The organism is Vibrio sp. Scap24, from assembly GCF_013394185.1.
GTDB classification, from domain to species: Bacteria; Pseudomonadota; Gammaproteobacteria; order Enterobacterales; family Vibrionaceae; genus Vibrio; species Vibrio pomeroyi.
On the sequence record NZ_CP041332.1, the window covers coordinates 1,433,443 to 1,456,836 of the forward strand.

General features: G+C 45.5%; 20 protein-coding genes. 13 read left to right on the top strand and 7 right to left on the bottom strand.

The genetic code is table 11. The annotated features are described in order from the left end of the window. Positions 1-85 precede the first annotated feature (85 nt). A complete protein-coding gene (locus tag FLM53_RS06125) occupies positions 86-3,844 on the bottom strand; it encodes a translocation/assembly module TamB domain-containing protein (protein WP_176680491.1) in 3,759 nt (1,252 codons plus the stop codon). Further along, complete coding sequence (locus FLM53_RS06130; RefSeq protein ID WP_176680492.1) at positions 3,841-5,553, bottom strand: autotransporter assembly complex family protein; 1,713 nt, start codon at positions 5,551-5,553, stop codon at positions 3,841-3,843. The genes FLM53_RS06125 and FLM53_RS06130 overlap by 4 nt, the downstream gene beginning before the upstream one ends. 195 nt (positions 5,554-5,748) lie before the next feature. Between FLM53_RS06130 and msrA the strand changes: the two genes are divergently transcribed. Further along, the gene (msrA, locus tag FLM53_RS06135) at positions 5,749-6,378 is read left to right on the top strand and encodes a peptide-methionine (S)-S-oxide reductase MsrA (RefSeq protein ID WP_017633403.1); all 630 of its coding nucleotides are present in this window, start codon (positions 5,749-5,751) and stop codon (positions 6,376-6,378) included. 110 nt (positions 6,379-6,488) lie between these two features. Here the strand turns inward: msrA and FLM53_RS06140 are convergent, their stop codons facing one another. Continuing rightward, positions 6,489-6,689: a DUF1107 family protein gene (locus tag FLM53_RS06140; RefSeq protein ID WP_017632273.1), complete on the bottom strand. Its 201-nt coding sequence runs from the start codon at positions 6,687-6,689 to the stop codon at positions 6,489-6,491. A 252-nt stretch (positions 6,690-6,941) separates the two neighbouring features. On the opposite strand from FLM53_RS06140, the gene FLM53_RS06145 reads away from it, so the two are divergent. From FLM53_RS06145 to FLM53_RS06175, 7 genes are all read left to right on the top strand, one after another. Then, positions 6,942-7,493 (top strand): YtfJ family protein, encoded by a 552-nt coding sequence (locus FLM53_RS06145; protein WP_176680493.1) that lies wholly within the window; start codon positions 6,942-6,944, stop codon positions 7,491-7,493. 90 nt (positions 7,494-7,583) lie between these two features. Further along, positions 7,584-7,874: a DUF2607 family protein gene (locus FLM53_RS06150; RefSeq protein WP_176680494.1), complete on the top strand. Its 291-nt coding sequence runs from the start codon at positions 7,584-7,586 to the stop codon at positions 7,872-7,874. Positions 7,875-7,916: 42 nt separating this feature from the next. Beyond that, positions 7,917-8,717 (top strand): DUF2796 domain-containing protein, encoded by an 801-nt coding sequence (locus FLM53_RS06155; protein WP_176680495.1) that lies wholly within the window; start codon positions 7,917-7,919, stop codon positions 8,715-8,717. Between the two features lie 140 nt (positions 8,718-8,857). Further along, positions 8,858-9,574, top strand: a complete 717-nt coding sequence (locus FLM53_RS06160; protein ID WP_176680496.1) for an ABC transporter ATP-binding protein — start codon at positions 8,858-8,860, stop codon at positions 9,572-9,574. Beyond that, entirely contained in the window at positions 9,571-10,830 is a 1,260-nt protein-coding gene (locus FLM53_RS06165) for an FtsX-like permease family protein (RefSeq protein ID WP_176680497.1), read from the top strand. The genes FLM53_RS06160 and FLM53_RS06165 overlap by 4 nt, the downstream gene beginning before the upstream one ends. Before the next feature lie 14 nt (positions 10,831-10,844). Beyond that, on the top strand, positions 10,845-11,360 hold the full coding sequence (locus tag FLM53_RS06170) for a DUF3299 domain-containing protein (protein ID WP_017632266.1): 516 nt from the start codon (positions 10,845-10,847) through the stop codon (positions 11,358-11,360). Between the two features lie 431 nt (positions 11,361-11,791). Beyond that, positions 11,792-12,700: a TIGR03899 family protein gene (locus FLM53_RS06175; RefSeq protein WP_176680498.1), complete on the top strand. Its 909-nt coding sequence runs from the start codon at positions 11,792-11,794 to the stop codon at positions 12,698-12,700. Between the two features lie 150 nt (positions 12,701-12,850). Here FLM53_RS06175 and cysC read toward each other — a convergent pair whose 3' ends face one another. The 4 genes from cysC to cysD all read right to left on the bottom strand — a co-directional run bounded on the left by cysC (position 12,851) and on the right by cysD (position 17,678). Continuing rightward, entirely contained in the window at positions 12,851-13,471 is a 621-nt protein-coding gene (cysC, locus tag FLM53_RS06180) for an adenylyl-sulfate kinase (protein ID WP_176680499.1), read from the bottom strand. A gap of 24 nt (positions 13,472-13,495) precedes the next feature. Further along, positions 13,496-15,220, bottom strand: coding sequence for an SLC13 family permease (locus FLM53_RS06185; RefSeq protein WP_176680500.1), 1,725 nt, complete (start codon positions 15,218-15,220; stop codon positions 13,496-13,498). A 64-nt stretch (positions 15,221-15,284) separates the two neighbouring features. Beyond that, on the bottom strand, positions 15,285-16,715 hold the full coding sequence (gene cysN, locus FLM53_RS06190; protein ID WP_048662155.1) for a sulfate adenylyltransferase subunit CysN: 1,431 nt from the start codon (positions 16,713-16,715) through the stop codon (positions 15,285-15,287). A gap of 18 nt (positions 16,716-16,733) precedes the next feature. Then, the gene (cysD, locus tag FLM53_RS06195; protein ID WP_256867720.1) at positions 16,734-17,678 is read right to left on the bottom strand and encodes a sulfate adenylyltransferase subunit CysD; all 945 of its coding nucleotides are present in this window, start codon (positions 17,676-17,678) and stop codon (positions 16,734-16,736) included. A 414-nt stretch (positions 17,679-18,092) separates the two neighbouring features. Here cysD and FLM53_RS06200 point away from each other — a divergent pair, with 414 nt between their 5' ends. The 5 genes from FLM53_RS06200 to FLM53_RS06220 all read left to right on the top strand — a co-directional run bounded on the left by FLM53_RS06200 (position 18,093) and on the right by FLM53_RS06220 (position 23,386). Further along, on the top strand, positions 18,093-20,069 hold the full coding sequence (locus FLM53_RS06200; protein WP_176680502.1) for a bifunctional 2',3'-cyclic-nucleotide 2'-phosphodiesterase/3'-nucleotidase: 1,977 nt from the start codon (positions 18,093-18,095) through the stop codon (positions 20,067-20,069). Between the two features lie 285 nt (positions 20,070-20,354). After that, positions 20,355-20,942, top strand: coding sequence for a DedA family protein (locus FLM53_RS06205; RefSeq protein ID WP_176680503.1), 588 nt, complete (start codon positions 20,355-20,357; stop codon positions 20,940-20,942). Then, positions 20,939-22,072 (top strand): ATP-grasp domain-containing protein, encoded by a 1,134-nt coding sequence (locus FLM53_RS06210; RefSeq protein ID WP_176680504.1) that lies wholly within the window; start codon positions 20,939-20,941, stop codon positions 22,070-22,072. The genes FLM53_RS06205 and FLM53_RS06210 overlap by 4 nt, the downstream gene beginning before the upstream one ends. Before the next feature lie 19 nt (positions 22,073-22,091). Further along, on the top strand, positions 22,092-22,634 hold the full coding sequence (locus tag FLM53_RS06215) for a hypothetical protein (protein WP_123322761.1): 543 nt from the start codon (positions 22,092-22,094) through the stop codon (positions 22,632-22,634). A gap of 2 nt (positions 22,635-22,636) precedes the next feature. Next, positions 22,637-23,386 carry an NRDE family protein gene (locus FLM53_RS06220; RefSeq protein WP_176680505.1) on the top strand — a complete coding sequence of 250 codons (750 nt, stop codon included), beginning with the start codon at positions 22,637-22,639 and terminating at the stop codon, positions 23,384-23,386. Positions 23,387-23,394: the final 8 nt, after the last annotated feature.

The following is a 23,394-nucleotide window of genomic DNA, read 5'->3' on the forward strand; positions in this document are numbered from 1 at the left end:
ACCCTCCATAAGCCGTTCATCTCAGTAATTCGATGAATGGCTAAAATACTCTCTGTCCAACGGCTCGACTCGGAATCAAACTGCTCTACTCGAACTCAAATTGATAGAGAAGGTCTACCGCACTGTCTAAGCCCGATACGGCTTCAACATAGAGATCCTGCATCAATCGGTAACGAACGGTAAACTCACCCAACGAGTTGAAGATACCCACACCATACTTCACCTGTAAGCCTGGCAGAATGTAACCACTTACCGTTACTTGTGAGTCATCGCCAGAACCTGCGGTATCCAATTGTAGATCTTGTACACCAAATGCTTCACCGATTTCGCCAACAACCTTACCGCTCTTCGCTAAGCTCAAACCAATTAAGGTCGTTGTCATCGAACCGTTCGACTCGCCATCAATATCTTGACCACGCAAGATATAAGACAGCGCATTGGCTTGCGGCATTGCTGGGTCAGAATAAATCTCAATCGTCGGCTCTGTCGCTGGGCCTGTCACTCGAATACCTGCGGTCACGTCATCCTGAGTGTTGTCAGGGTTACGTATCGCATTAATCGCTACGTATGGCTGATCCGGAGGACCATTCATTAGAATCTTACCTTCTTCAATCAACAGGTCTTGTCCGAATGATTGGTAAGTACCATCGACGATATTCACTTCACCGGTGATGAATGGACCTTGGTCTTTTTGAGCCACATTAAGCTTACCCACCAGCTCACCTTCAAGGCCGAAGGCAGACAGTTTAAAGTCATCGCCAATAGAGATATTAATATTGGTCATCACATTGAATGGAATCGTGTCTTCGTTCTCTGGCTCAAGATCTTTATTCAAGATCACTTGATCAGAGGAGACGCCGACCGCTGACGGTGGTAAGTCTTCGACAACGATACGTCCCCACGGCAATGCAATATCACCAGTGATTTTTGCAAGCTCAGGCGTAACATCAATGGTCATATCAGGAACCACCTTAACCTTGACCATCGGCGGTATATCAACCATCAACTCATCAGCAAATACTCTCACGTTCGAGTGCCATGCTTGAAGGTCCTGCCAATCTCCCGAGCCCTCAATATCCAAGTGACCATCAGGCGTTTCGACATTAGCATCTAGCTTCGCACTGTAACCGTCAAAATCGAGATCAATACGGCCGTCTTTAACATCAACAGGCGTGACATCACCTTTTACTTGAATGCCATCAACGGAGAACTGCCCGAAGACTTGAGGATGCATCAAAGAGCCTTTTACCTTTAGGTCACTCTCTAGATCGGCCTTCAACAGGCTGTATTCGCCAAGGATCGGTTGTAAAAAGTCCAAATGGAAGGTTGTCAGCTTAATTGCCGCATCGACCATTTTGTCTTCTGCGAGAATATCCGGTAACGAAACCGTGCCAGACAAGTCACCATTGTCGGAAACATCGAGCTTAAAGTCGGCGTTCAGTTGGTTGTCTTTCAACTGTGCATTCAATGCAACACTTTCCCAACCGAGTGTGATTGGCTCGCCAACTTGTTGAACAACCTGACCTTTCGGCATATCGACGCTTACCGTCACCTCAGGTTCACCTTGTTCCGACCATTTGGCATGAGCGGTCGCATTCACTAAGCCCTGCAATTGCGTCTCTTTAGGCACAAAGGCTTTAACTTGCTCGAAGTCGAATTGGTTAATCGCGAGCTTAGCCTCACCCGACTTCCCGGCTCGGATATCTTCATCCAGACAGACGCTCGAACCCGATTGCTTCCAACAGTGCGCTTGAACGTCGGCATACTGCTTGTCGACATCCGCCTTAATCGCAACAGGTTGGTCTAGTACCCAAGGTCCCTGCTGAGTGGTGATTTTGACTCTATCTAACGAGCCATCCCAAATCAGAGAAGGTTTCTGAATTAACTGACCAGAAATCGCCAAACTTGTCGACACGATGTCGGATATCACATCAAGTGTTACGGTATGCTTCTTCTCACCGCCATTCACCGTTACATCAATGCTATCAACGCTTTGATCTTGGTAGGTTAAGTTCTTCGCTTTTAATACAAGGTCAGCTTGAGCTTCCGGTAATGGCAGTGGAATGACAGAGCCATTAAGTGATAACGACTCAAGTGTTGCCTCGCTATTCCAATCAATCTTATCGACATTTAAAGCAAGGTCGACTTCAGGCTCGTTCGTTGGCCCGCTAAGTTGGATGTTACCAATCACTCTGCCTTTCAACTCAGGAACACTTCTTGCGAGCTCAGGGAAGAAGATATCAACGCCCATATCCCATTGTTTATCAAGCTCACCCTGCGCCTTAATCGAGTTCACCCCGTGAGCCAAGCTCAAGCCGCTGGTTTTCAGTTTAGGCTCACCACTCGCGCTGCGATCCGACGCTGACAACTGACCTTCGATATCCAGAGGGTATTCTCTCAAGATCCCTTCAATATCCAACTTAGGCAACTCAATCGCCCAACCGCCCGCTTCGGTCAACTCACCCGAAGTAACGATGCTTCCGCTAATGTTACCTTCAGCTTCTGGCCATTGCAGACCTGGCTGAATATCTTTTAGCGTCACATCGGCTTGCCAATTAACGAGCTGCTTCCAGTTCGCTTTAACCACACCATTGAGTTCGCCACCCAGCGTGTTCAGTTTTAAGCGTTCAAGTTCAATCTGTTCTGTGGTGCCCTTGCCATCGAGGTCGATGGTTAAGGCAGGTATCTCCTTACCATCCGCTTCACCTTTAAGCTGAACATTGAAACCATCTAATGAGCCATCAGCCTTAAAGCGCTCAATTTCAGCTTGGTAATCACTTTTACCCGAAAGAGGCCATTGCGCTTGGCCATCTTCTAAAAGAAGGTCAAATGGCAGAGTCGGCTCTAAAGGTTGAATGTCCCCAGACAGTTTTGCCTCAATCAATTCAGAAAACTGAGACTCTAGGTTTAGCTTAGCCACACTGCCTTGTGCTTTCAGTGATAACTTCTGACCCGCAAGATCGGTTTCTTTCACCAAAGCATCTAAAGAAAGATCTAATGGGTAGCCATCTTTGAGCTCAATCTTCGTCGCTACGTTCGCGTTCGCCTGCGGCATATCGAGCTCAAGTGTTGAAACGTCCACTTTATGCCCACCTGCTTGAGCTTCAAGTCCAAGGTGGTTCACCACAATCGGAGTTTCTTGTTCTAAGGTGAAACGATTTAGGTCAAAACGCTCCAGCACAACCTGTAACGGAATCCAGACTTCAGGCAGTTCAATCGCTGTTTTAACAGCGGCTTCTGGTTCTACCGTTTCAGCTGGTGCTTCTTCTGTCGATTCTGCGAGCTTAACTTTCAGATCATTGAATAAGGTTGGCGATACACTCAGCTTTTCACCCTGCATACTCAAAGCCGTTGAAAACAAACCCCATTCAATCTCATGACCCAAGATATTCAGTTTGATATCAGACAAAGCGATGCGATTGATCACGATTGGTAGCGGTGTTTTCACCGATGTAACTGGCGGAGTCGGTTCAGTTTCTTCTTCAGAGGCTGGAGGTAATTCCGTAAATGCGAAGTCCAAACCTTGAATCGCTAAGCGGTCGACACACAACTTAGGGTCGAGTAAACAGCGAGGATTAATAGCCAAGCTCAGCTTTTGAACCTTGGTATCGATATGTAGGCTATCATCTTTAAACTGAACGTTATTAAGCGTAAAGCTTGGGAACAGAGCCCCTTTGGTGCTCTCCACTTTAAGTTGTGGCAAGGCTTTTTCAGCGCCCCATAGCACTGTGTTCAACCCTGGGTTGGTGAACAACACAAAACCGAGCAGGGCTATCAACAACAGCAAAATAGACGTCAATGAAATCGACGTCCACTTAATGCATTTGCCCATCACTTTGATCATAATTCTGGCCCTAAACTAAAGTGCAGTTGGAACTCATCGCCTTTCTTCGCATCTAGACCCCAAGCAAAATCTAAACTCACAGGACCGACAGGCGATGCCCAGCGAACCCCGACGCCAGTACCGCGTTTCCAATCTGGCTTATCATTAAATGCATCACCAATATCGTAGAAAGCTGCGCCCCACCAATTTCCAACTAAGCGGTATTGGTATTCAAATGAGCTGGTAGCAAGGAATTTTGCACCTGTTAGTGCGTCACTTTCATCACGAGGAGAGATGGATTCGTAACCATAACCACGAATGCTGTTATCACCACCCGCAAAGAACCTCAGCGAGGGTGACAGCTTCTCAAATTCATCGGCAAAGTTACCGCCGAATTGAAGTCGAGTTAAGCCACGATGATTGTTACCAATGCTTCGAATCCAGGCCGTTTGTCCTTGGAAACGAACCACCTTGGTTTCAGACAACAAGGTGTCATCACCGGCTTCAATCATGATGGTTTGTTTGTCGCCCCACATTGGCATTGAGCCACCACGCGTTCGAGTTCGTGAGAAAGAGATGCCCGGCAATACGAATTGCGCCAAGTCATCTTGCAAACCTTGCTCATAGTTCTCGACCAAGTATCGAATGAACACAGTACGTTGCCAGCCATTATCCAAACGCCAATATCTTTCTAAGGCTAAGTTCGACTCCAAACTTTTGGTATCACGGTTGTCTAGATTCTTCATTCCGTACTTAATTTGATAATAGTCATTAAGCACGTCGTCCAACGGGATTTTGTAGGCTGCGGTAATCGTCTGCTCAGGTTTGGAGATCGACAAGCTGCTATTGAAGCTATGGCCTTGAGCGTTAACCCAAGGTTTCTTCCATTTGAGGGTACCTTTGACACCAAGGTCGGTTGATACACCGATACCCGTTTCGATTTGGTTACGCGCTTGCGGAGCCAGGCTCACCTTCATCGGAATTTCACGGCCTTCACCCAATTGGCTTAAGTCAGGTTCAACAAACACCGAAGAGAACCAATCCGTATTAGACAGGTTTTGGTTGTACTCACCGACTTTGGTGATGGAGTAAGGTTCGCCATCTTCAAAAGGTTTGAGCGATTGCACTCTATCGTCTTCGATTTGGCTGCCCGTAACCTGTGTGGTGCCAAAGTGATAACGGATACCACTGTTGTAATGAAGGCGCACATAAGCACGGTTTAATTCAGGGGCAACTTCGAGTTTGCTGACCTCATACGAACCATCAAAATAGCCTTTCGCTAATCCAAGGTTACGTATCGACGATTTTAAGGAGTCATAGTTACCGTGATTCAGGATTGAACCTTTAGACAGGTTACTCTTAGCGATCAACGCCAGAAAGTCGGGATCGTCTTCAGCTTCACCACTCAACACAATATCTGATGTGTAAATAAGAACAGGCTCCCCCTGCTCAACCGTAACGGTTAATTCGGTGTCGTCTTCAGAGTGAGTGAAAGTGATCGTCGGTTGGTAGTAGCCTAACGCATTCAACGCTTCTTTTATCATAGATTCCACGCGAGATTGGAACCTTAGAGAAACGGCATACTCTTCTTCAGGGACTGCACTCAGATAAGCATCAACATTGTCCTCAAGCGCTCCATCTAGCCCTTTAATCTCAAGGGAAACGTCAGCGAAAGCGAGCGTCGATGACAGTAGAGTGCCAATCAGAACTGGTAAAGTTTTTCTTATCATGTTTAATTGGTGAAGAAGTTATCAATACGTTAATAAGTGAAAAGAAATAATACCGCTAAAAAGGCATTGAGTCTGTAATAAATCTGGTAATAACGCGGTCTAATTTAAAGACTTAATCAATATAAACCAACAGTTAATATGAACCTACAGTTCATAAAAGCCAACGCGGTAAACGTATGCGAAAAGGAATATAACATGCTAAACAAACAACAACTGGTTTCTGCAGCAACCGCATTACCGGGAAATGCTGACCCAATCCGAATTACTGAGCGCCACTTCGTCAATCAAACAGACTTACTCGATGCTCCTACAGGTTCCCAACAAGAAGTCCTGCTTGGTATGGGATGCTTCTGGGGAGCTGAGCGTTTGTTTTGGCAATTAGATGGCGTGATTTCTACATCCGTTGGCTACGCGGGTGGATACACAGTCAACCCAACTTATGAGCAAGTGTGTACTGGCCAAACAGGACACACCGAAGTCGTTCGTGTCATTTTCGATAGTGAACAAACCTCTTTAGCTCGAATACTAGAGACTTTCTGGGAGCGTCATGACCCAACTCAAGGCATGCGCCAAGGCAACGACTTAGGAACCCAATACCGCTCCGCTATCTACACTTTCAGCGAAGAGCAACAATCTATTGCCGAGCACTCTAAACAAGAATATCAAAGAGCAATGACTGAATCTTTAGGCAACGAGATCACGACGGAAGTTCTACCTGCGGGAAAATATTTTTTTGCTGAAACCTACCACCAGCAATACCTAGCTAAAAACCCTAACGGTTACTGCGGACTAGGTGGAACAGGGGTTTGCTTCCCACCACAATAGAGGGCATTTAGGCGCCCTATCTCAAACGATATCCATTAAAAAAGGGCTTCCATTAGGAAGCCCTTTTCGTTGTTAATCTATTTGAAGCGAGACCAATCAATAAAGCTCAGTTACATCGGCAGAGCAGCAATCGTGCCGTTCACTTCTTTAAAAATAGTAAGCTTTTGTTTGTCAGACACTTCAGGAAGAAGCACCTTGCCGTGGTCGAAGCGAAACTCTCCAACACCTTCGATAGCAAACTGGCCCTTGAACAGGACTTTAACGAAACGCGCCACCTGATGTGGGCGGTAAGTAGAAAATTTTCTTAACATAATACAACCTCAATTCCATTTGAGTACTACAGTCACGCACCTGAACACCACCGTATTCAAAGCACATTTAATCGCTAATTCCTTTAGCAAACAGCAAGATAATCTATTGTTCATCTTGATATTGATGCATTATACCTTTTGATAACAAGCCCGCAACTTATTTCTACATCGTACGATAAAAAAGTTAAAGAGGCATTTTTCAAATTTCATATTATACTTCCAGTGCAAACCAATAAGCGGAACAAAAATATAATGAAAAACAAAACTCTACTGGCTTTTCTAGCCGCAGCCTCTCCACTCTTCGCCAATGCTCACAATCTATCTGTAGGATCAACTCTGCCTGCTGTCGATGTTAGCAACTATGGTGAAATCGTTCTAAACGACGGCAATACCGGATATCAAGCTTGGGCAACCAGCAATCTCCTAGGTAAAGTTCGCGTCGTTCAAGCTATCGCTGGCCGTAGCAGCTCTAAAGAGCTCAACGCACCACTGATGGCAGCCATTACCGCATCGAAGTTCTCAGAAGACAGCTACCAAACCACCACCATCATCAACCAAGATGATGCTATCTGGGGTACGGGTTCTTTTGTTAAATCGTCAGCAGAAAGCAGCAAAGAAGAATTTCCATGGTCTTCTATGGTGTTAGATGAAGATGGCACCGTTGCTTCATCTTGGGCTCTGAAAGAAGAGAGCTCAGCGATTATCGTTCAGGACAAACAAGGAAAAATCTTGTTTGTTAAAGAAGGTGCGCTTAACGAATCAGAGATCACGCAAGTCATTGAATTGATTAAAGCGAGTCTTTAATCAGATATTCACCTCTTTTTCGAGACCTTATCAAAGGATATTGTTATATTGTAACAGTATCCTTTTTTAATTCTGTGGTTAATCATCCTCATGTGGCAAGACACACCCAACAATGTGAAACGCAAAACAGGCTTCTTGCTTGGGCTGATGCTCATGCTAAGCGTGTTAGCCGCAACACACATGGTGGACATTGACCCAGAGCACCACACCTCGCATCACTGTGAGCTGTTTTCGATAAATCAGTTCATTACTGCGCACTCGCTGCCACAAGTTCCAGAGTTTCATTCAGAGTTTACTGCCGTTATCACAGAGTCAGTAACCTCACTACAGCGCCTCTATTTCGCCTATTTAGCGCGCTCTCCTCCTGTCAAAAACACTTAATTACCACTACTTTTTAATTAACCTTTATTCAGGAAACAAAACATGAAACCTTCTATTTTAGCCGTTGTTATCGGCATGACTGTCTCTACTAATGTTCTAGCAAACGAAGAATTCCGCTCTCATGGTGCACACGTACATGGTCAAGTTGAAGTAAACATCGCTCAAGATGGACAAGAACTGCTTGTTGAAGTAACAGCGCCAGGTGCCGATGTGGTTGGCTTTGAACATGCTCCAGAAACTGCTGAGCAAAAGAAAGTGTTTGAGCAAGCTATCGCACAACTGAACAAGCCAGACGAACTGTTTAGCTTTAACAATGCGAGCTGTACTCTGAAATTTAAATCAGTGTCTAACACGCTAGAAGACGATCATGATGATCATGAAGGCCATGACCACGCTGAACACGGTCATGATGACCACGAAGGCCATGACCATGCTGAACACGATCATGACGACCACAAAGACCATGACCATGCTGAGCACGATCATGACGACCACGAAGGCCATGACCACGCTGAGCACGATCATGACGACCACAAAGACCATGACCATGCTGAACATGATCATGATGACCACAAAGACCATGACCACGCTGAACACGATCATGACGACCACGAAGGTCATGATCACCACGACCATGAAGGCCATGATCACTCAGAAGGTGGCCACGGTGAGTTCACTGTTGAGTACCACTATGAATGTTCAGATGTTGCTAAGCTAGACACAGTTAGCACTCAGTGGTTCTCTAAGTTCAGCAACACTGAAAAAATGACGGTGAACCTACTAACAGACACAGCTCAAGTGCAAGAAGTACTTAACGCAGAGCGTATTAGTTTCCGATTCTAATCACTCCTAGATCGGATTAAACGTAAATAAGCAGCCAAGTAAGTACCTACTTACTTGGCTGTTCAAATCGGTGTGCTCTAGGGAATTTATGCTTCTAATTGCTGTCCAGTAGATACACCGCTTTAATTATTGGAGCTCGCATGTCTTCTGACAGTTCATCACTTGTGGTCAAACTCGAAAATATTAGCTTTCGTTGGAAGCCTGAATTACCACCAACACTAGAGATCCCTTCTCTGCATATCAAAGCTCAAGAGCACCTTTTCATAAAAGGGCCAAGTGGTTGTGGCAAATCTACATTGCTAGGGCTGCTGACTGGAATCAACCAAGCCGAGCAAGGTGAAGTCTCTATCTTAGGCCAAGACCTGACTCAACTTACACCTCGTCAAAGAGACAAATTCAGAGCCGACCATATAGGTTATATCTTCCAACAATTTAACCTGCTTCCTTACCTATCAGTCATCGACAACGTGACGCTACCTTGCCAGTTCTCAACTATTCGCAAGCAACAAGTCACAGAAAGTAAGAACAGCCTGCAAGCCACAGCTCAAGACCTATTGTTGCGACTAAAGCTGCCTCAAGCCCTAATGGATAAACCTGTTACTGAGCTGAGTATTGGCCAACAACAACGTGTCGCCGCGGCTCGTGCCCTCATCGGCCAACCTAAAATTATCATTGCAGATGAACCAACATCCGCATTGGATCATGACAACCGAGAAGCCTTTATCGAACTGTTGCTAGAACAAGCCAATCAAGCTGGTTCTACTCTTATCTTTGTAAGTCACGATCCAACACTCGAAAAATTGTTCACTCGAACCATAGATTTAAAAACCGTTAACCAAGCTAAGGTTGTCGTATGAAAGCAATTACTCACTTAGCCTTAAAAAGCGTACTCAATCGTAAAGCCACAGCTATTCTGACCATTCTTACCGTGGCGGTGTCTGTCATTCTATTGCTCGGTGTAGAGCGCGTGAGAACCGAAGCCAAGAGCAGCTTTGCGAATACTATTTCAGGTACTGACCTTATCGTTGGTGGCCGTTCTGGCCAGGTAAACCTTCTACTCTATTCTGTATTTCGAATCGGCAATGCGACCAACAATATCGACTGGAAAAGCTATCAAGAATTTAGTCAACATAACGCAGTAAAGTGGGCGATCCCTATCTCACTAGGCGACTCTCACAAAGGCTTTCGCGTGATGGGTACCAACCATAGCTACTTTGAAAACTATCGCTATGGAAGTAAGCAATTACTTACTTTCCAACAAGGTAAAGAGTTTGAAGAGTTGTTTGATGTAGTGATTGGTGCCGATGTCGCGAAGAAACTGGATTACACGATAGGTGACCAAATCATTCTTGCACACGGTATCAGTGATGTGGCGTTCAGCCGTCACGATAACCTGCCCTTCAAGATTGTTGGAATACTGGCACCAACCGGAACGCCGGTAGACAAAACCGTACACGTATCATTAGAAGCAATCGAAGCGATTCACGTTGGTTGGGAGTCGGGTGCTAACCTAGGTCACACGCCAGATGCCGAAACCTTAAAGACCTACGATTTCCAGCCTCAGCAAATCACCGCAATGATGCTTGGACTGAACTCGAAGATTCAAACCTTTGCACTGCAAAGAGAAATCAATAACTACCGTCAAGAGCCGTTGAGCGCAATTATGCCGGGTATTGCTCTGCATGAATTATGGGGCATGATGGCCGTAGCAGAACAAGCATTGCTCATTGTTTCAGGGTTTGTTGTTGTCGCCGGTTTACTGGGCATGCTAAGTAGTCTACTAACGAGCTTGCAAGAAAGACGTCGCGAGATGGCTATCCTGCGTGCAATGGGTGCACGACCTCGTCATGTGTTTGGTCTATTGATTAGTGAAGCCAGCGCCCTGACCTTCTTAGGTATCACATTGGGCGTTGCCGTGTTGTTTGCTCTGATCGCAGTAGTTGCTCCTATTGTGCAACAAAGTTATGGTATCAACATATCGATATCCGCAATCACACCGCATGAGTGGAAACTGCTTATGCTGGTACAAGTTGCCGGAATCATTATCGGCTTTATTCCCGCTTTCAGGGCTTACCGTCAGTCATTATCTGATGGCATGACTATTCGAATCTAAAACAGGAACCTACGATGCAACGCAAATTCCTACTGATACTTGGGCTACTTATGTTCCCATTTATCAGCACAGCTCACGCTGACACCACTCAGAATGAGGAATCGGTATTAACACTCGAATGGATTGATTTAATTCCAGAATCAGAGCGCGCTCAATTAGATTCGTTTGGTATGCCGATGGTAGACCACAACAGCATGGAAAAACCTCAGCAATCGACACTTGGCGCTGTTCGCCCTGAGTTAAACGGCAGCAAGGTTAAGATCCCGGGCTTTGTGATTCCATTGGAAGGCGATGAGAACATGATCACTGAGTTTCTGTTGGTACCGTACTTTGGCGCATGTATCCACGTGCCACCACCGCCACCGAACCAGATCATCTACGTGAAGTTCCCGCAAGGTGCACCCATTCAGCAACTATGGGATGTGATCTATTTGGTCGGTACGCTGAAAACAGAATCGATCAGTCACGACTTAGCTCAGACTGGTTATCTTATTGAAGGTACTGCGATAGAAGAATATGACGACATGTAGTCATTAGAAGGGTGGCTCAAGGATGAGCTGCCGTCACTAAATAAAAGATATTATTCAATAACAGTTTAATAACGATATTGTTTGACCAGATTACGCGATGTAATTAGACAAATAAGCTAGAACAGCTACGTAAGTAGCGAGTAATAACCCTATGCTAAGCTGTTTCTTCAGCTTGTTATCATTGACTTGATTCATAACTCCTCCTTGAGAATTACAACAAATTTAACATTTTATTATCATTAGCAAAAGTAAAATTTTGTTGAAGCCTTCAACTCTGCACGCAAAATCTAGCCACCAATCAGATAAAGAGTTACATTTTAGACAGTTATATCAATCACAGTAAGTAAGTGTTCAGAAATGGCGTTTCAACAAGCTAGGGCGAACAATGAATAACTACGATTGGTATTGAATCACATCCTAACGGTACTCTTATGTCAGAAACCAAACAGCCAGTGATCATTGAGCATGCTAGCGACACACAGCATAAGCATGAGAAAAAGCCTCATATTGCCGATAGTGCCAGTCGAATGCTGCACATTGCCCAAAGCTTCGGTTTAGATTCCTTAATCAGTCATAGCGAGAAAGCGAACGATAAAGCCGCTAGCACACTGATTGAGCGAGCGTTATTGCGAGAGAAGAAACGCAAGGAATTACGCCAAAAGAACTTAGAGCAGATCCTGAAACTGGCACACTCTTCATGTAAAGATGAAGCGGCTGGAGACCCAGATCAGGACTGGCTGTACCGCTTTTTCGATATGGCGCAAGAGATCCACAATACCTCGATGCAAAGGCTGTGGGCTCAGGTGTTGAAAAGAGAAGTCACCAATCCAGGCTCGACTTCGATGAAGGCACTGCAAATCTTAAAAGATATGACGCCAAAGGAGGCGCTGACTTTACAAAGAGCGGCTTCATTAGGCTGCAGTTTTGGTAGTGATAACAGCAGAAAGCTATTACTTGGCTTTAAGTCCCATGCAGGACTGTTCAGCTTTGGTAAGAGAGATACCACCAACACCATCAACCTTGGTGGGCATAACCTGCCCTACTCTAGCCTGCTCCACTTAATTGAACTCGGCATTATTCTAGGTACAGAGTTAGAGTCTGGTGAGATTGATTTCGACCCAGCGCTGCACCTAACCTATCAAGGTAAAAGCATGTCACTGGCGCCAATATCCAAAGGGGTGAAGCTGGTTTATTACCGATTCAGTCCAACAGGCAACGAACTGTGTACCTTGCTTGGCAACAAACCCAACATGCAGTATTACGATCAACTGATTGCGCTATTGAGCCAGAAATTCACGGTGCAGACAGAAGTGAAAAGCAGTGTGAACTACACCGTCTAGATAATAGACGGTGTAAAAAGTGAAGAGTATTGAGAGAAATAAAGAGAATCTAGAAGGTAGGTTTCTTGTCTCGGTAAACCAAGGCTACTCTATTTATCCATTAGCAATAAACAGATAAATTACTGAGCAGCCTTAGTCATACCAACGATCTCAATTGGCTAGAATATTACGCTTCTCTAAAGCATCGATACACAGTTCAACCAACTCATCGAGTGTCTTCTCACCCGCTGGTAGATCTATCTCTGGGTTCTGCGGCGCCTCGTAAGCTGAGCTAATACCAGTGAAGTTCGGGATTTCTCCAGCGCGTGCTTTCTTATATAAACCTTTAGGGTCACGCTGTTCGCACACCTCTAATGGCGTATTCACAAACACCTCAAGAAACTCACCTTCCGGCAATAAATCACGTACCAACTGTCTTTCTGCTTGGTGCGGAGAAATAAACGCTGACAACACGATCAAGCCAGCATCCGCCATCAATTTAGCAAGCTCACCGATACGACGAATATTCTCTCTACGGTCTTGCTCAGAAAAGCCAAGGTCGCTACATAAGCCATGACGCACATTGTCACCATCCAATAAGTAAGTATGGTAACCAAGCTGTGCCAAGCGATTTTCTAATGCTCCAGCGACTGTCGACTTCCCAGAACCAGACAACCCCGTGAACCAGAGCACGGCTGGTTTTTGTGATTTCAGATTAGAGCGAAATGCTTTATCAATCGAGTGTTGATGCCACACAACATTCTCATCTTTTGGTTTGAGTACTGCGGTCATAATTAGTCCTTTAAATAAACAGCATTAAAATGGGAAAAAGTAAGGAATTAGGGTCAGCACCAAGCCCGAGTAAACAATCGAGATTGGGATACCGATACGTAGATAATCCGTGAGGTGGTAATTACCTACGCTATAAACAAGTAAGTTGGTCTGGTAGCCATATGGCGAGATGAAGCTAGCACTCGCACCAAACAAAACCGCCATGATGAACGGCATTGGGTCGACGCCATAACCTACCGCCATGCTGTAGCCGATAGGAAATGACAGCGCTGCAGCCGCATTATTGGTAACCAGTTCAGTCAACACTAAGGTCATGAAATAGGTCGCAACTAATGCCCCGAACACACCCCAACCATTAAAGGCTTCCATGAACATCAGTCCCATACGCTCAGACAAGCCCGATGAAATCATCAGTTGAGCAATAGACAGGGCTGAACCAACAATCACCACAATATCAACCGGAAAACGACGACGAAGCTCACCAAGCTGCACCACACCAAATGCCACCAGCAATAGTAAGAAGCCTGCGAGTCCTTTGATGATAGGCACGACATCAACAAGCGCTAAACCAATCACGCTAGCAAAACCCAATAACACTAATGTCGATTTGTCAGCATCAAGCTTGGCACTTGAGTCCAAGTCATTCATCAACACAAACTCTTTACTGTGTTGCTGGCGCTGCTCTTCAAAGCGTTTACCGGGTACCAAAATCAAGGTGTCACCAGCAGTCAGCGTAATATTTCCAAGGCCACCTTCAAGGCGCTCATGGCCACGACGAATTGCCACTACAACTGCATCAAAACGATCTCTAAACTGACTGGTTTTCAATGTTTTATTACAGAAGCTTGCTGACGAACTCACCACCACTTCAACAAAGCTTTGACCATTCAAATGGTGCTGACCAAATAAGGTTAAGCCTTGGATTTCTTGCAGTGTTGCAACACTCTCTACATCACCACAAAACAATAGTCGGTCACGCGCTTGCAGTATAAAGTCAGGGTCAATCGACGCGGTGGTTTTACCGTCGCGAATCACTTCCGCTAAGAACAATTTTCTCAAAGCTCTTAGGTTGTTCTCACTGACACTGCGGCCAACTAACGGCGAACCGGGCTCAACTCTGGCTTCTAAGAAGTAAGGTAAATCATCTTGAGATCCATCATCGTAGCTTGGTAGAAAGTAGCTGAGAGGAATAAGGATCAACACACCGCCAATCAAAACCGCTAAACCGATCAAAGTAGGCGTGAAAAAGTTTAGGCTCGGCAGTCCAGCATCTTCAACAAAGCTATTGATGATCAAGTTGGTTGAGGTGCCGATCAATGTCAGTGTTCCACCAAGAATGGCGGCGTATGACAAAGGAATAAGTAACTTAGATGGCGCGTGTTGTTGATTACGTTTGATCGCCCCGATCAAAGAAACAACCACTGCCGTATTGTTAGTAAATGAAGAAAGTAGCGCTGTGGAAATACCCAACTTCGCAACCACTGTGCCTAGCCGACCTTCAGAGATATTGCGGCTAACCCAGCTGATTAAGCGAGTTTTCTCCAACGCACTTGATGCGAGAATCAGAAGAATTAAAGTCAGTAACGAGGAGTTAGTGAAGTTATTGGCTAGGCTCGACAGGTCGATCATACCGCCCATAAAAGCAATGAACGCCGCGCCAGCAAAGATAAAGCTTGGCTTAATACGGGTAACGAGCAGGCAAGTAATGATGCCGAGCAAAATCGCTAATACAAATCCTTGTTGCCACATATACCCGTCCTTTATGGCGGAAACGGTCGGTTTCCGCCTGATTCAATAAGCTGTTACTTGGTCGTTATGACTTCAGTAGCTGGCTTAAATCTTTGGCATCCCAATGAGGGAAGTGCTTGCGAACCAATGCGTTGAACTCAAGTTCAAATGCAGAGAAGTTACCCACTTGCTGTTCAACAGAGTCCAAACGGTCTCGAATCAAACCCGCACCAACTGTCACGTTAGTTAGACGGTCGATCACGATGAAGCCACCGGTATCGGCACTTTCACGATATTTATCCAGCGCGACAGTCTCGTTCAATGACCATTCACACAAGCCAATGCCATTCAGTGGCAACTCATCAACCGCGTGGGTCGACAGGTTGTTAATGTCGTACTGGTGACGAACGGTTTCAACCTGACCGACGGTTTTCTTACCTGCGATCTTGATGTCGTAAGCTTTACCCGGTTGCAGTGGTTGTTCAGTCATCCACACGATGTCAGCCAATACGTGGTTAGTAGATTCAATCTGAGCGTTTTCCAACACAATCAAATCACCGCGGCTGATGTCGATCTCATCTTCAAGAGTCAGCGTTACCGCCAAGCCCGCTTGTGCAGATTCCAAATCACCATCAAAAGTCACAATGCGTGCAACCTTAGAAGTTTTGCCTGACGGCAGTGCTTTGATTTCATCACCAACACTGACACGGCCAGAAGCGACTGTGCCTGCAAAGCCACGGAAATCTAGATTAGGACGATTCACATACTGCACAGGGAAACGGAATTCACCCGCGGAACGCTTTTGATCAATATCGACGTTCTCTAACACTTCTAGTAGAGATGGACCTTCGAACCATGCGAGCTCTTTGCTTGGTGCAGCTACGTTGATGCCTTCAAGCGCCGAAACTGGCAGGATCTGAATGTTAGTTTCGCCTTCTAGGTTTTCAGCAAACTCTAGGTATTCATCACGAATCTCTTCAAAACGATCTTGTGAATATTCCACGAGATCCATCTTATTGACTGCAACGATGAAATGCTTCAAACCAAGCAGGTTAGAAATAAACGAGTGACGACGCGTTTGATCCAGAACGCCCTTACGAGCATCAATCAAGATCACAGCCAGATCACACGTTGAAGCGCCTGTTGCCATGTTGCGCGTGTACTGCTCATGCCCTGGGGTATCAGCAATAATGAATTTACGTTTTTGTGTCGAGAAGTAGCGGTAAGCTACGTCGATCGTGATGCCTTGCTCACGTTCAGCCTGCAAGCCATCAACAAGCAGTGCCAAGTCAGGCTTCTCACCTGTCGTACCCACTCGTTGGCTATCCGAGTGAACTGCCGCTAGCTGATCTTCATAAATCTGTTTTGTATCATGGAGCAAGCGACCGATTAACGTACTTTTACCGTCATCTACTGAGCCACAAGTTAAAAATCTAAGCATAGATTTATGCTGATGCTGACTTAGATAACCTTCAATCCCTAGTTCAGCCAATTCGGCTTCTACTGCACTATTCATTTTTCTTTCCTTAGATTCTTAGAAATAACCTTGGCGCTTTTTCAGCTCCATTGAGCCCGACTGATCATGGTCAATCGCTCGACCTTGACGCTCACTAGACGTCGCCACCAGCATCTCTTCAATAATGCCTGTTAGCGTATTCGCCTCAGATTCAACCGCTCCGGTTAGTGGGTAACAGCCTAAAGTACGAAAACGAACGCTCTTCTCTTCAATCACTTCACCTTCTTGCAGCTCCATACGCTCATCATCAACCATGATCAGCATGCCATCACGCTCAACAACTGGGCGCTTGTCTGAAAGGTAAAGTGGAACAATATCGATGCTCTCTAGATAGATGTATTGCCAAATATCCAGCTCAGTCCAGTTTGATAGAGGGAATACACGAATGCTTTCGCCCTTGTTCACCTGACCGTTATAAGTGTGCCAAAGCTCTGGACGCTGGTTCTTTGGATCCCACGTGTGGTTCTTATCACGGAAAGAGTAAACGCGCTCTTTCGCTCGAGATTTCTCTTCATCACGACGCGCACCACCAAAGGCTGCATCAAAACCATACTTGTTTAACGCCTGCTTAAGACCCTGAGTTTTCATGATGTCGGTGTGCTTAGAAGAACCGTGCACAAATGGGCTACAACCCATCGCTAGACCTTCAGGGTTCTTATGTACCAAAAGGTCAAAACCATACTTCTTGGCTGTGCGGTCACGGAACTCAATCATCTCGCGGAACTTCCAATCCGTATCAACGTGTAGCAATGGGAATGGAATCTTGCCTGGGTAAAACGCTTTGCGAGCTAAATGAAGCATCACAGAAGAATCTTTACCGATGGAGTACATCATTACTGGGTTATCAAACTCAGCCGCTACTTCACGGATAATATGAATACTTTCCGCTTCTAGCTGTTTTAGGTGGGTTAAACGTTCTTGGTCCATTTCAGTGCTTCCTTTAAGGCTCGCGTTACGAGCAATTCATTACTTGGTCTTGCCAAGCAAGGGATTTAACTCATCCACTTAAGTGAATGGGAGTATTGGCACTAGAAGAAAACAGAAGCTTCGTTTTGAGCTATCCTTGCTATTCATCTGCCTGATACGTCCTTGATATAGGCATTATGACGAGCCTCTCATATTACTGGAAATTCTAAAATTTCATTTTTTATTCGAAAAGCTGATAAGGGATTAAATTTATAGATAAGCGGGTGAAATGAATGGACTAATCTTATCGATTTCAATTGTGCATTGATTGAGCAGGTTTGGGAGGCATCTTGCAGAACACCATAAAGTAATCGATCTAAGTCACGAATTAACATTCGTTGTAATCATTGTTTCATTCCATTTTGTTACATTACGCAACGAATTTTCTACTATCCACTTTGGAGCTACAAAATGAAAGTTGCAATGAAACCTTTATCATTGGCTGTACTTGCAGGTCTTGGTCTGACTCTAGCAGGCTGCACAACAACACCAGATACCGATGAAGTGATTAAACTGCGTGTCGTAGAGACAACGGACATCCATACCAACCTAATGGATTACGACTACTACAAAGACAAGCCATCGAAGAAAATCGGCTTAGCACGTACTGCAACTTTAGTAAAAGAAGCTCAAAACGAAGTAACAAACAGCGTATTAGTTGATAACGGTGACTTGCTGCAAGGTAGCCCAATGGGTGACTACATGGCAGACAAAGGCATCGTTGCAGGTGAAGTTCACCCGGCATACAAAGCAATGAACCAACTAAGCTACGATGCAGCAAACATCGGTAACCACGAATTCAACTACGGTCTTGAGTTCCTAGAAGAGTCTATCAACGACGCTGATTTCCCATACATCAGTGCTAACGTTTACGACGCAGAAACGAAAGAACACTACTTCACGCCTTACATCATCAAGACGCACACGTTTGAAGATACAGCAGGCGTAGAGCATGAGATCAAAGTGGGTTACATCGGTTTCGTTCCACCACAAATCATGACGTGGGATAAGAAGAACCTTGAAGGTAAAGTGACTGCTCGCGACATCATTGAAACTGCGAACGAGTTAGTGCCTCAAATGAAGGCTGAAGGTGCAGACGTTATCGTTGCAATCCCTCACTCTGGCGTATCTCAAGACCCATACAAAGCGGGCGAAGAAAACTCTACGCTTTACCTTTCTGAAGTAGAAGGCATTGATGCTATCGCATTCGGTCACTCTCACGCGGTATTCCCAGGTAAAGGCTTCGACAATATCCAAGGCGTTGACAACGAAAACGGCACCATGAACGGTGTTGCGGCAGTCATGCCAGGTCGTTGGGGTAGCCACGTAGGTGTTATGGACCTAACACTTGCACAAAAAGACGGTAAGTGGGAAGTGGTTAAAGGCCAATCTGAAGCACGTCCTATCTACGACAAGATCGAGAAGAAATCGCTTGCTGCAGCGGATGAAGGCATCGTAACAGCACTAGAAAAAGACCATGCCGGTACTCGTGAGTTTGTTAACCAACCGATTGGTAAAGCAGACGATGTGATGTACAGCTTCCTGTCTCTAGTACAAGACGATCCAACAGTACAAATTGTTAACCTTGCACAGAAAGATTACGTTGAGCAATTCATCCAAGGTGACCCAGACCTAGATGGTACGCCAGTACTTTCAGCAGCTGCACCATTCAAAGCAGGCGGCCGTAAAAATGACCCAGCGAACTTCACTGAAGTTGAATCTGGTCAACTGACATTCCGTAACGCAGCTGACTTGTACCTTTACCCGAACACGCTAGTTGCGATGAAGGTAACAGGTCACGAAGTAAAAGAGTGGCTTGAGTGTTCTGCAGGTCAATTCAACCAGATCGACGTGAGCTCAACAGCACCACAGCAGCTGATCGAGTGGGATAACTTCCGTACTTACAACTTCGATGTTATCGACGGTGTAGATTACCAAATCGACGTAACTCAGCCTGCGAAATACGATGCAAACTGTAAAGTGGTTAACCCTGACTCACAGCGTATTGTTGGTCTAACTTACCAAGGTAAGCCAATCGACATGAAGCAAGACTTCCTGATCGCGACCAACAACTACCGTGCATACAGCGCTAAGTTCCCAGGTACAGGTGAAGACTTCATCGCATTTGATGCACCAGATGAGAACCGTACTGTACTTGCGAACTACATCTCTCGCGTGAGCAAAGAGCAAGGTCAAGTGAGCCCAACAGCTGACAACAACTGGTCATTTGCACCAATCAAAACGGATAAAAAGCTAGATATCCGCTTTGAAACTTCGCCGAGTGAGAAAGCGGCACAGTTCATCAAAGAGAAGGGTCAATACCCAATGAAACGTGTTGCGACTGACGATGTTGGTTTCGGCGTTTACCAAATTGACCTAACTAAATAGATTACTCAAGTAATCAATAGTTAACCTTCTAAAAGGCTGAGTTTAACGACTCAGCCTTTTTCTTTTCTCGTCTAAATTCACAGCTTAAAGCCTTAGCTTTCGAGTCTTAAACACCTGCTCATTCTTCATCTAAATCGCACGCCTCAAATCATCTATTGAATCCAATCAACTTAAAAAAGCAGCAATTTGCTGTAAGTTTTTCTGAGCTCCTCCTGTCTATTTAATTTACTACACTCAATGAATGGCCGATAAGCCATTCATCTATAGGATAGATAAGGACATTTGATGGGCACCGTCGAGAGCATTCAAGCATGGTTAAATTCAGGGGAGGAGTCGCTGCTATGGCTGATGCTTGGCATTATCGCGCTTTCTTACCTGCTTGAAGATCTGGCCATCATTACGGCCGCAGGTTTAGCGACTCAAGGGCTCATACTTCCCCAATATGCATTACTTGCGATTTTCATCGGTATTGCCACCGGTGACTTAGGCCTTTATTACCTTGGGAAATCAGGGCGTTATTTCAGAGGCGTTCGTTACAAAGCCCTCACCAACCGATACTTTCGAGCGCTTCGCACCAAATTACGTCAAAACGCGTTCAGCAGTCTTTTTGTCATCCGCTTTATACCGGGGCTTCGTACCGTTGGTTTTACCTTAAGTGGTTTTTTCGCCATACCACTGCCTACTTTCCTGTTTGCCGTTATTAGCGCGACAGCGATCTGGACTGGCGTTGTCTTCTCTACCATCTACTATTTAGGGACATCAGCGTGGCTGCAAGCCTCTGAATATCAATGGATCGTCATCCCGTGTGCCATCGCTTTGCTGTTTATCGGCAATCGATTAATGAATAAAACCTACTCTAGAGGATTATCATGAGTTCACCGCAAGATATTCACATCATTCCAGTACATCGAATTAATGCAGGCATGCCCCTGCTTGAAAAAGATACCGTGCGCAGTGTCTCTCCTTATGAGTTTCTTCCGACGTGGTTCTTCTACACTCCAGTAGTGATTCAAAGCCTGATGCAAGGGTTACGGCACTTTGACTGGGCGCTGCCGCTCATCGCCAACCCGAGCATTAAGCTCAGTGGCATGGTCGGCGAATCGAAACACGAGATACTGAGCCTTGCCGGATCATCAAGTAAGCGTTGGATCTCTCCATTTATCACCTTAACCAAAACCGATCTCAGCAGTAAGAAACAAGCTGAAGATGCACGTAGTGCACTCATCCAGTCGGATCTTAATTTTCCTATTGTGGCAAAACCGGATCTTGGCTGTCGAGGTGTTGGGGTAAAGCTGATCAACAACCAAGATCAACTTGAGCAGTATGTTGAATCCTTCCCAAACAATGCTCGCTTTCTTCTGCAAGAAAAGGCGCCTTATCAAGCCGAGGCTGGCGTTTTCTATGTTCGTTACCCGAATAGCAAACAAGGCGAGATCATCTCGATCACTCTCAAATATTCGCCAATGGTGACGGGAGATGGTAGCTCGACACTCAAGCAGTTAATCGAGAACAGCCCACGTGCTGGGCAGCTCAGTCACCTGTATTTACCAAGACATGAAGATAAATTGGATCGAGTGCTCGCAGAGGGCGAAGAGTTCCAACTCGCGTTTGCAGGTAGCCATAGCCGTGGCTGTATCTTCCGAGACGGCAATCAATACATTACTCAAGCTTTAACCGAACGCTTAGATGAGATATTCGACGACTTCGACAGCTTTCATTTTGGTCGACTCGACGTGAAGTTTAAGGACATGCACAGCCTAATGAACGGTGAGGATTTCACTATCCTTGAGGTTAATGGTGCAAGCAGTGAAGCCGGACACATCTGGGATCGCAACACACCGCTGCGAGAGATATTTTCCACACTACTACTTCAATACCGCATTCTTTTTGATATTGGCGCTCAACAGAAACAAAGAGGCCACCAACCTCCTTCTTTTAAGAGCTTATTTAACGCGTGGCAAGAAGAGCGACGCCTTGTTCAACAATATCCGACCACCGATTAACTTTGTACGAGGATCATGAATGAACCCCATAGCCCAACCGAGCGCCCTCACTTCTTTCTCTCCTAGTATCAAGGGAGCGGTAGAGATATTGAATCAGGGTTTAGAGTTTCTATTAGCGATTTCTGACAGCGACTACCTAACACGAGCGAAGCCGCACGTCACAAGCTCTATTGGTGAACATACTCGCCACACGCTCGATCTTTTTCATGCGCTGATTTTAAAAGAGAATGCGACCGTTGATTACAACACTCGTCGTCGTGGTCACCCTGTCGAATACGATCGGTCAATCGCAGTAAAAGAGATCCACTATGTAATCAACTGGCTTGAACGGTTAGACCGCAACGATCTCGAAGCGCCTATCATGATCCAAACCGAGGTTTCGATGGATGCTCAGGTGTTTGCAAGCCTACCTTCTACCCTAGAAAGAGAAGTGACTTTTGCGGCACTGCATGCCAATCATCATTACGCGATGATCAAGGTGATCACCACCTTCCTAGACATTGAAACCTGTAACACCTTTGGTTATGCCCCAACCACCAGTAGCTATCTGAGGGAGCAATAATCATGTGTTCAGTATCTTGGCTACTTGAAGAAAATGGTTATCAGGTCTTTTTTAATCGTGATGAACAAAAGACCCGAGCACTGGCGATGCCACCGAAGCAATATCGAGTCAACGGTGTCGATATCATCATGCCACTCGACCCAACAGGTGGTGGTAGTTGGATAAGCATTAACGAGTTCGGGCTTTCACTATGCTTACTCAATAACTATCAAGGCATTGTTCCAGTCGGTCCTTTGGTCAGCCGTGGTTTGTTACTTAAGAACCTGTCCTCAAGTCGTAATATCAGTCAGCTCTCTGAGGCATTCCATAAGCTCGACCTGCACTCTTTTGCCCCGTTTACCTTGCTGGCTTTTGCACCGAACCTAACTCAACACAGTGGTTTGGTTATTGCCTACATGTGGGATGGCATTCAACAGAAAATAGTGGAGACCGACTCACCACTGTTCTCCTCCGGTGTTGATTTAGAGCGAGTGCAAGCCTACCGACAAGCCAAATACGACCAACTAATGGCAACAGGCAAGAATCAACAGAACTTACTGAAGTTTCATTCCCACCATCACAATGAACAGCCCCATTTAGCAACTTGTATGCATCGTGAAGACGCACACACGGTCAGCTTTACCCATTTACGTAATCTGCACGGTCAAGCCTCTATGTTTTATGCGCCCGGCTCACCTTGCGAACCAATAAACCCATGCCAGATAAATCAGCAGCGCTTTACCTTCGATTTGTCACCCGCAATCAATCTATAGATGGAGTC

What these genes read in the sequence shown, in the direction of transcription:
- FLM53_RS06145 (WP_176680493.1), top strand. Translation starts at nt 6,942, where the DNA reads ATGAAAAACAAAACTCTACTGGCTTTTCTAGCCGCAGCCTCTCCACTC.
- FLM53_RS06220 (WP_176680505.1), top strand. Translation starts at nt 22,637, where the DNA reads ATGTGTTCAGTATCTTGGCTACTTGAAGAAAATGGTTATCAGGTCTTT.
- FLM53_RS06125 (WP_176680491.1), bottom strand. Translation starts at nt 3,844, where the DNA reads ATGATCAAAGTGATGGGCAAATGCATTAAGTGGACGTCGATTTCATTG.
- FLM53_RS06215 (WP_123322761.1), top strand. Translation starts at nt 22,092, where the DNA reads ATGAACCCCATAGCCCAACCGAGCGCCCTCACTTCTTTCTCTCCTAGT.
- cysC (WP_176680499.1), bottom strand. Translation starts at nt 13,471, where the DNA reads ATGACCGCAGTACTCAAACCAAAAGATGAGAATGTTGTGTGGCATCAA.
- FLM53_RS06130 (WP_176680492.1), bottom strand. Translation starts at nt 5,553, where the DNA reads ATGATAAGAAAAACTTTACCAGTTCTGATTGGCACTCTACTGTCATCG.
- FLM53_RS06160 (WP_176680496.1), top strand. Translation starts at nt 8,858, where the DNA reads ATGTCTTCTGACAGTTCATCACTTGTGGTCAAACTCGAAAATATTAGC.
- FLM53_RS06170 (WP_017632266.1), top strand. Translation starts at nt 10,845, where the DNA reads ATGCAACGCAAATTCCTACTGATACTTGGGCTACTTATGTTCCCATTT.
- FLM53_RS06165 (WP_176680497.1), top strand. Translation starts at nt 9,571, where the DNA reads ATGAAAGCAATTACTCACTTAGCCTTAAAAAGCGTACTCAATCGTAAA.
- FLM53_RS06200 (WP_176680502.1), top strand. Translation starts at nt 18,093, where the DNA reads ATGAAAGTTGCAATGAAACCTTTATCATTGGCTGTACTTGCAGGTCTT.
- FLM53_RS06150 (WP_176680494.1), top strand. Translation starts at nt 7,584, where the DNA reads ATGTGGCAAGACACACCCAACAATGTGAAACGCAAAACAGGCTTCTTG.
- cysN (WP_048662155.1), bottom strand. Translation starts at nt 16,715, where the DNA reads ATGAATAGTGCAGTAGAAGCCGAATTGGCTGAACTAGGGATTGAAGGT.
- FLM53_RS06210 (WP_176680504.1), top strand. Translation starts at nt 20,939, where the DNA reads ATGAGTTCACCGCAAGATATTCACATCATTCCAGTACATCGAATTAAT.
- FLM53_RS06140 (WP_017632273.1), bottom strand. Translation starts at nt 6,689, where the DNA reads ATGTTAAGAAAATTTTCTACTTACCGCCCACATCAGGTGGCGCGTTTC.
- FLM53_RS06155 (WP_176680495.1), top strand. Translation starts at nt 7,917, where the DNA reads ATGAAACCTTCTATTTTAGCCGTTGTTATCGGCATGACTGTCTCTACT.
- msrA (WP_017633403.1), top strand. Translation starts at nt 5,749, where the DNA reads ATGCTAAACAAACAACAACTGGTTTCTGCAGCAACCGCATTACCGGGA.
- FLM53_RS06175 (WP_176680498.1), top strand. Translation starts at nt 11,792, where the DNA reads ATGTCAGAAACCAAACAGCCAGTGATCATTGAGCATGCTAGCGACACA.
- FLM53_RS06185 (WP_176680500.1), bottom strand. Translation starts at nt 15,220, where the DNA reads ATGTGGCAACAAGGATTTGTATTAGCGATTTTGCTCGGCATCATTACT.
- FLM53_RS06205 (WP_176680503.1), top strand. Translation starts at nt 20,355, where the DNA reads ATGGGCACCGTCGAGAGCATTCAAGCATGGTTAAATTCAGGGGAGGAG.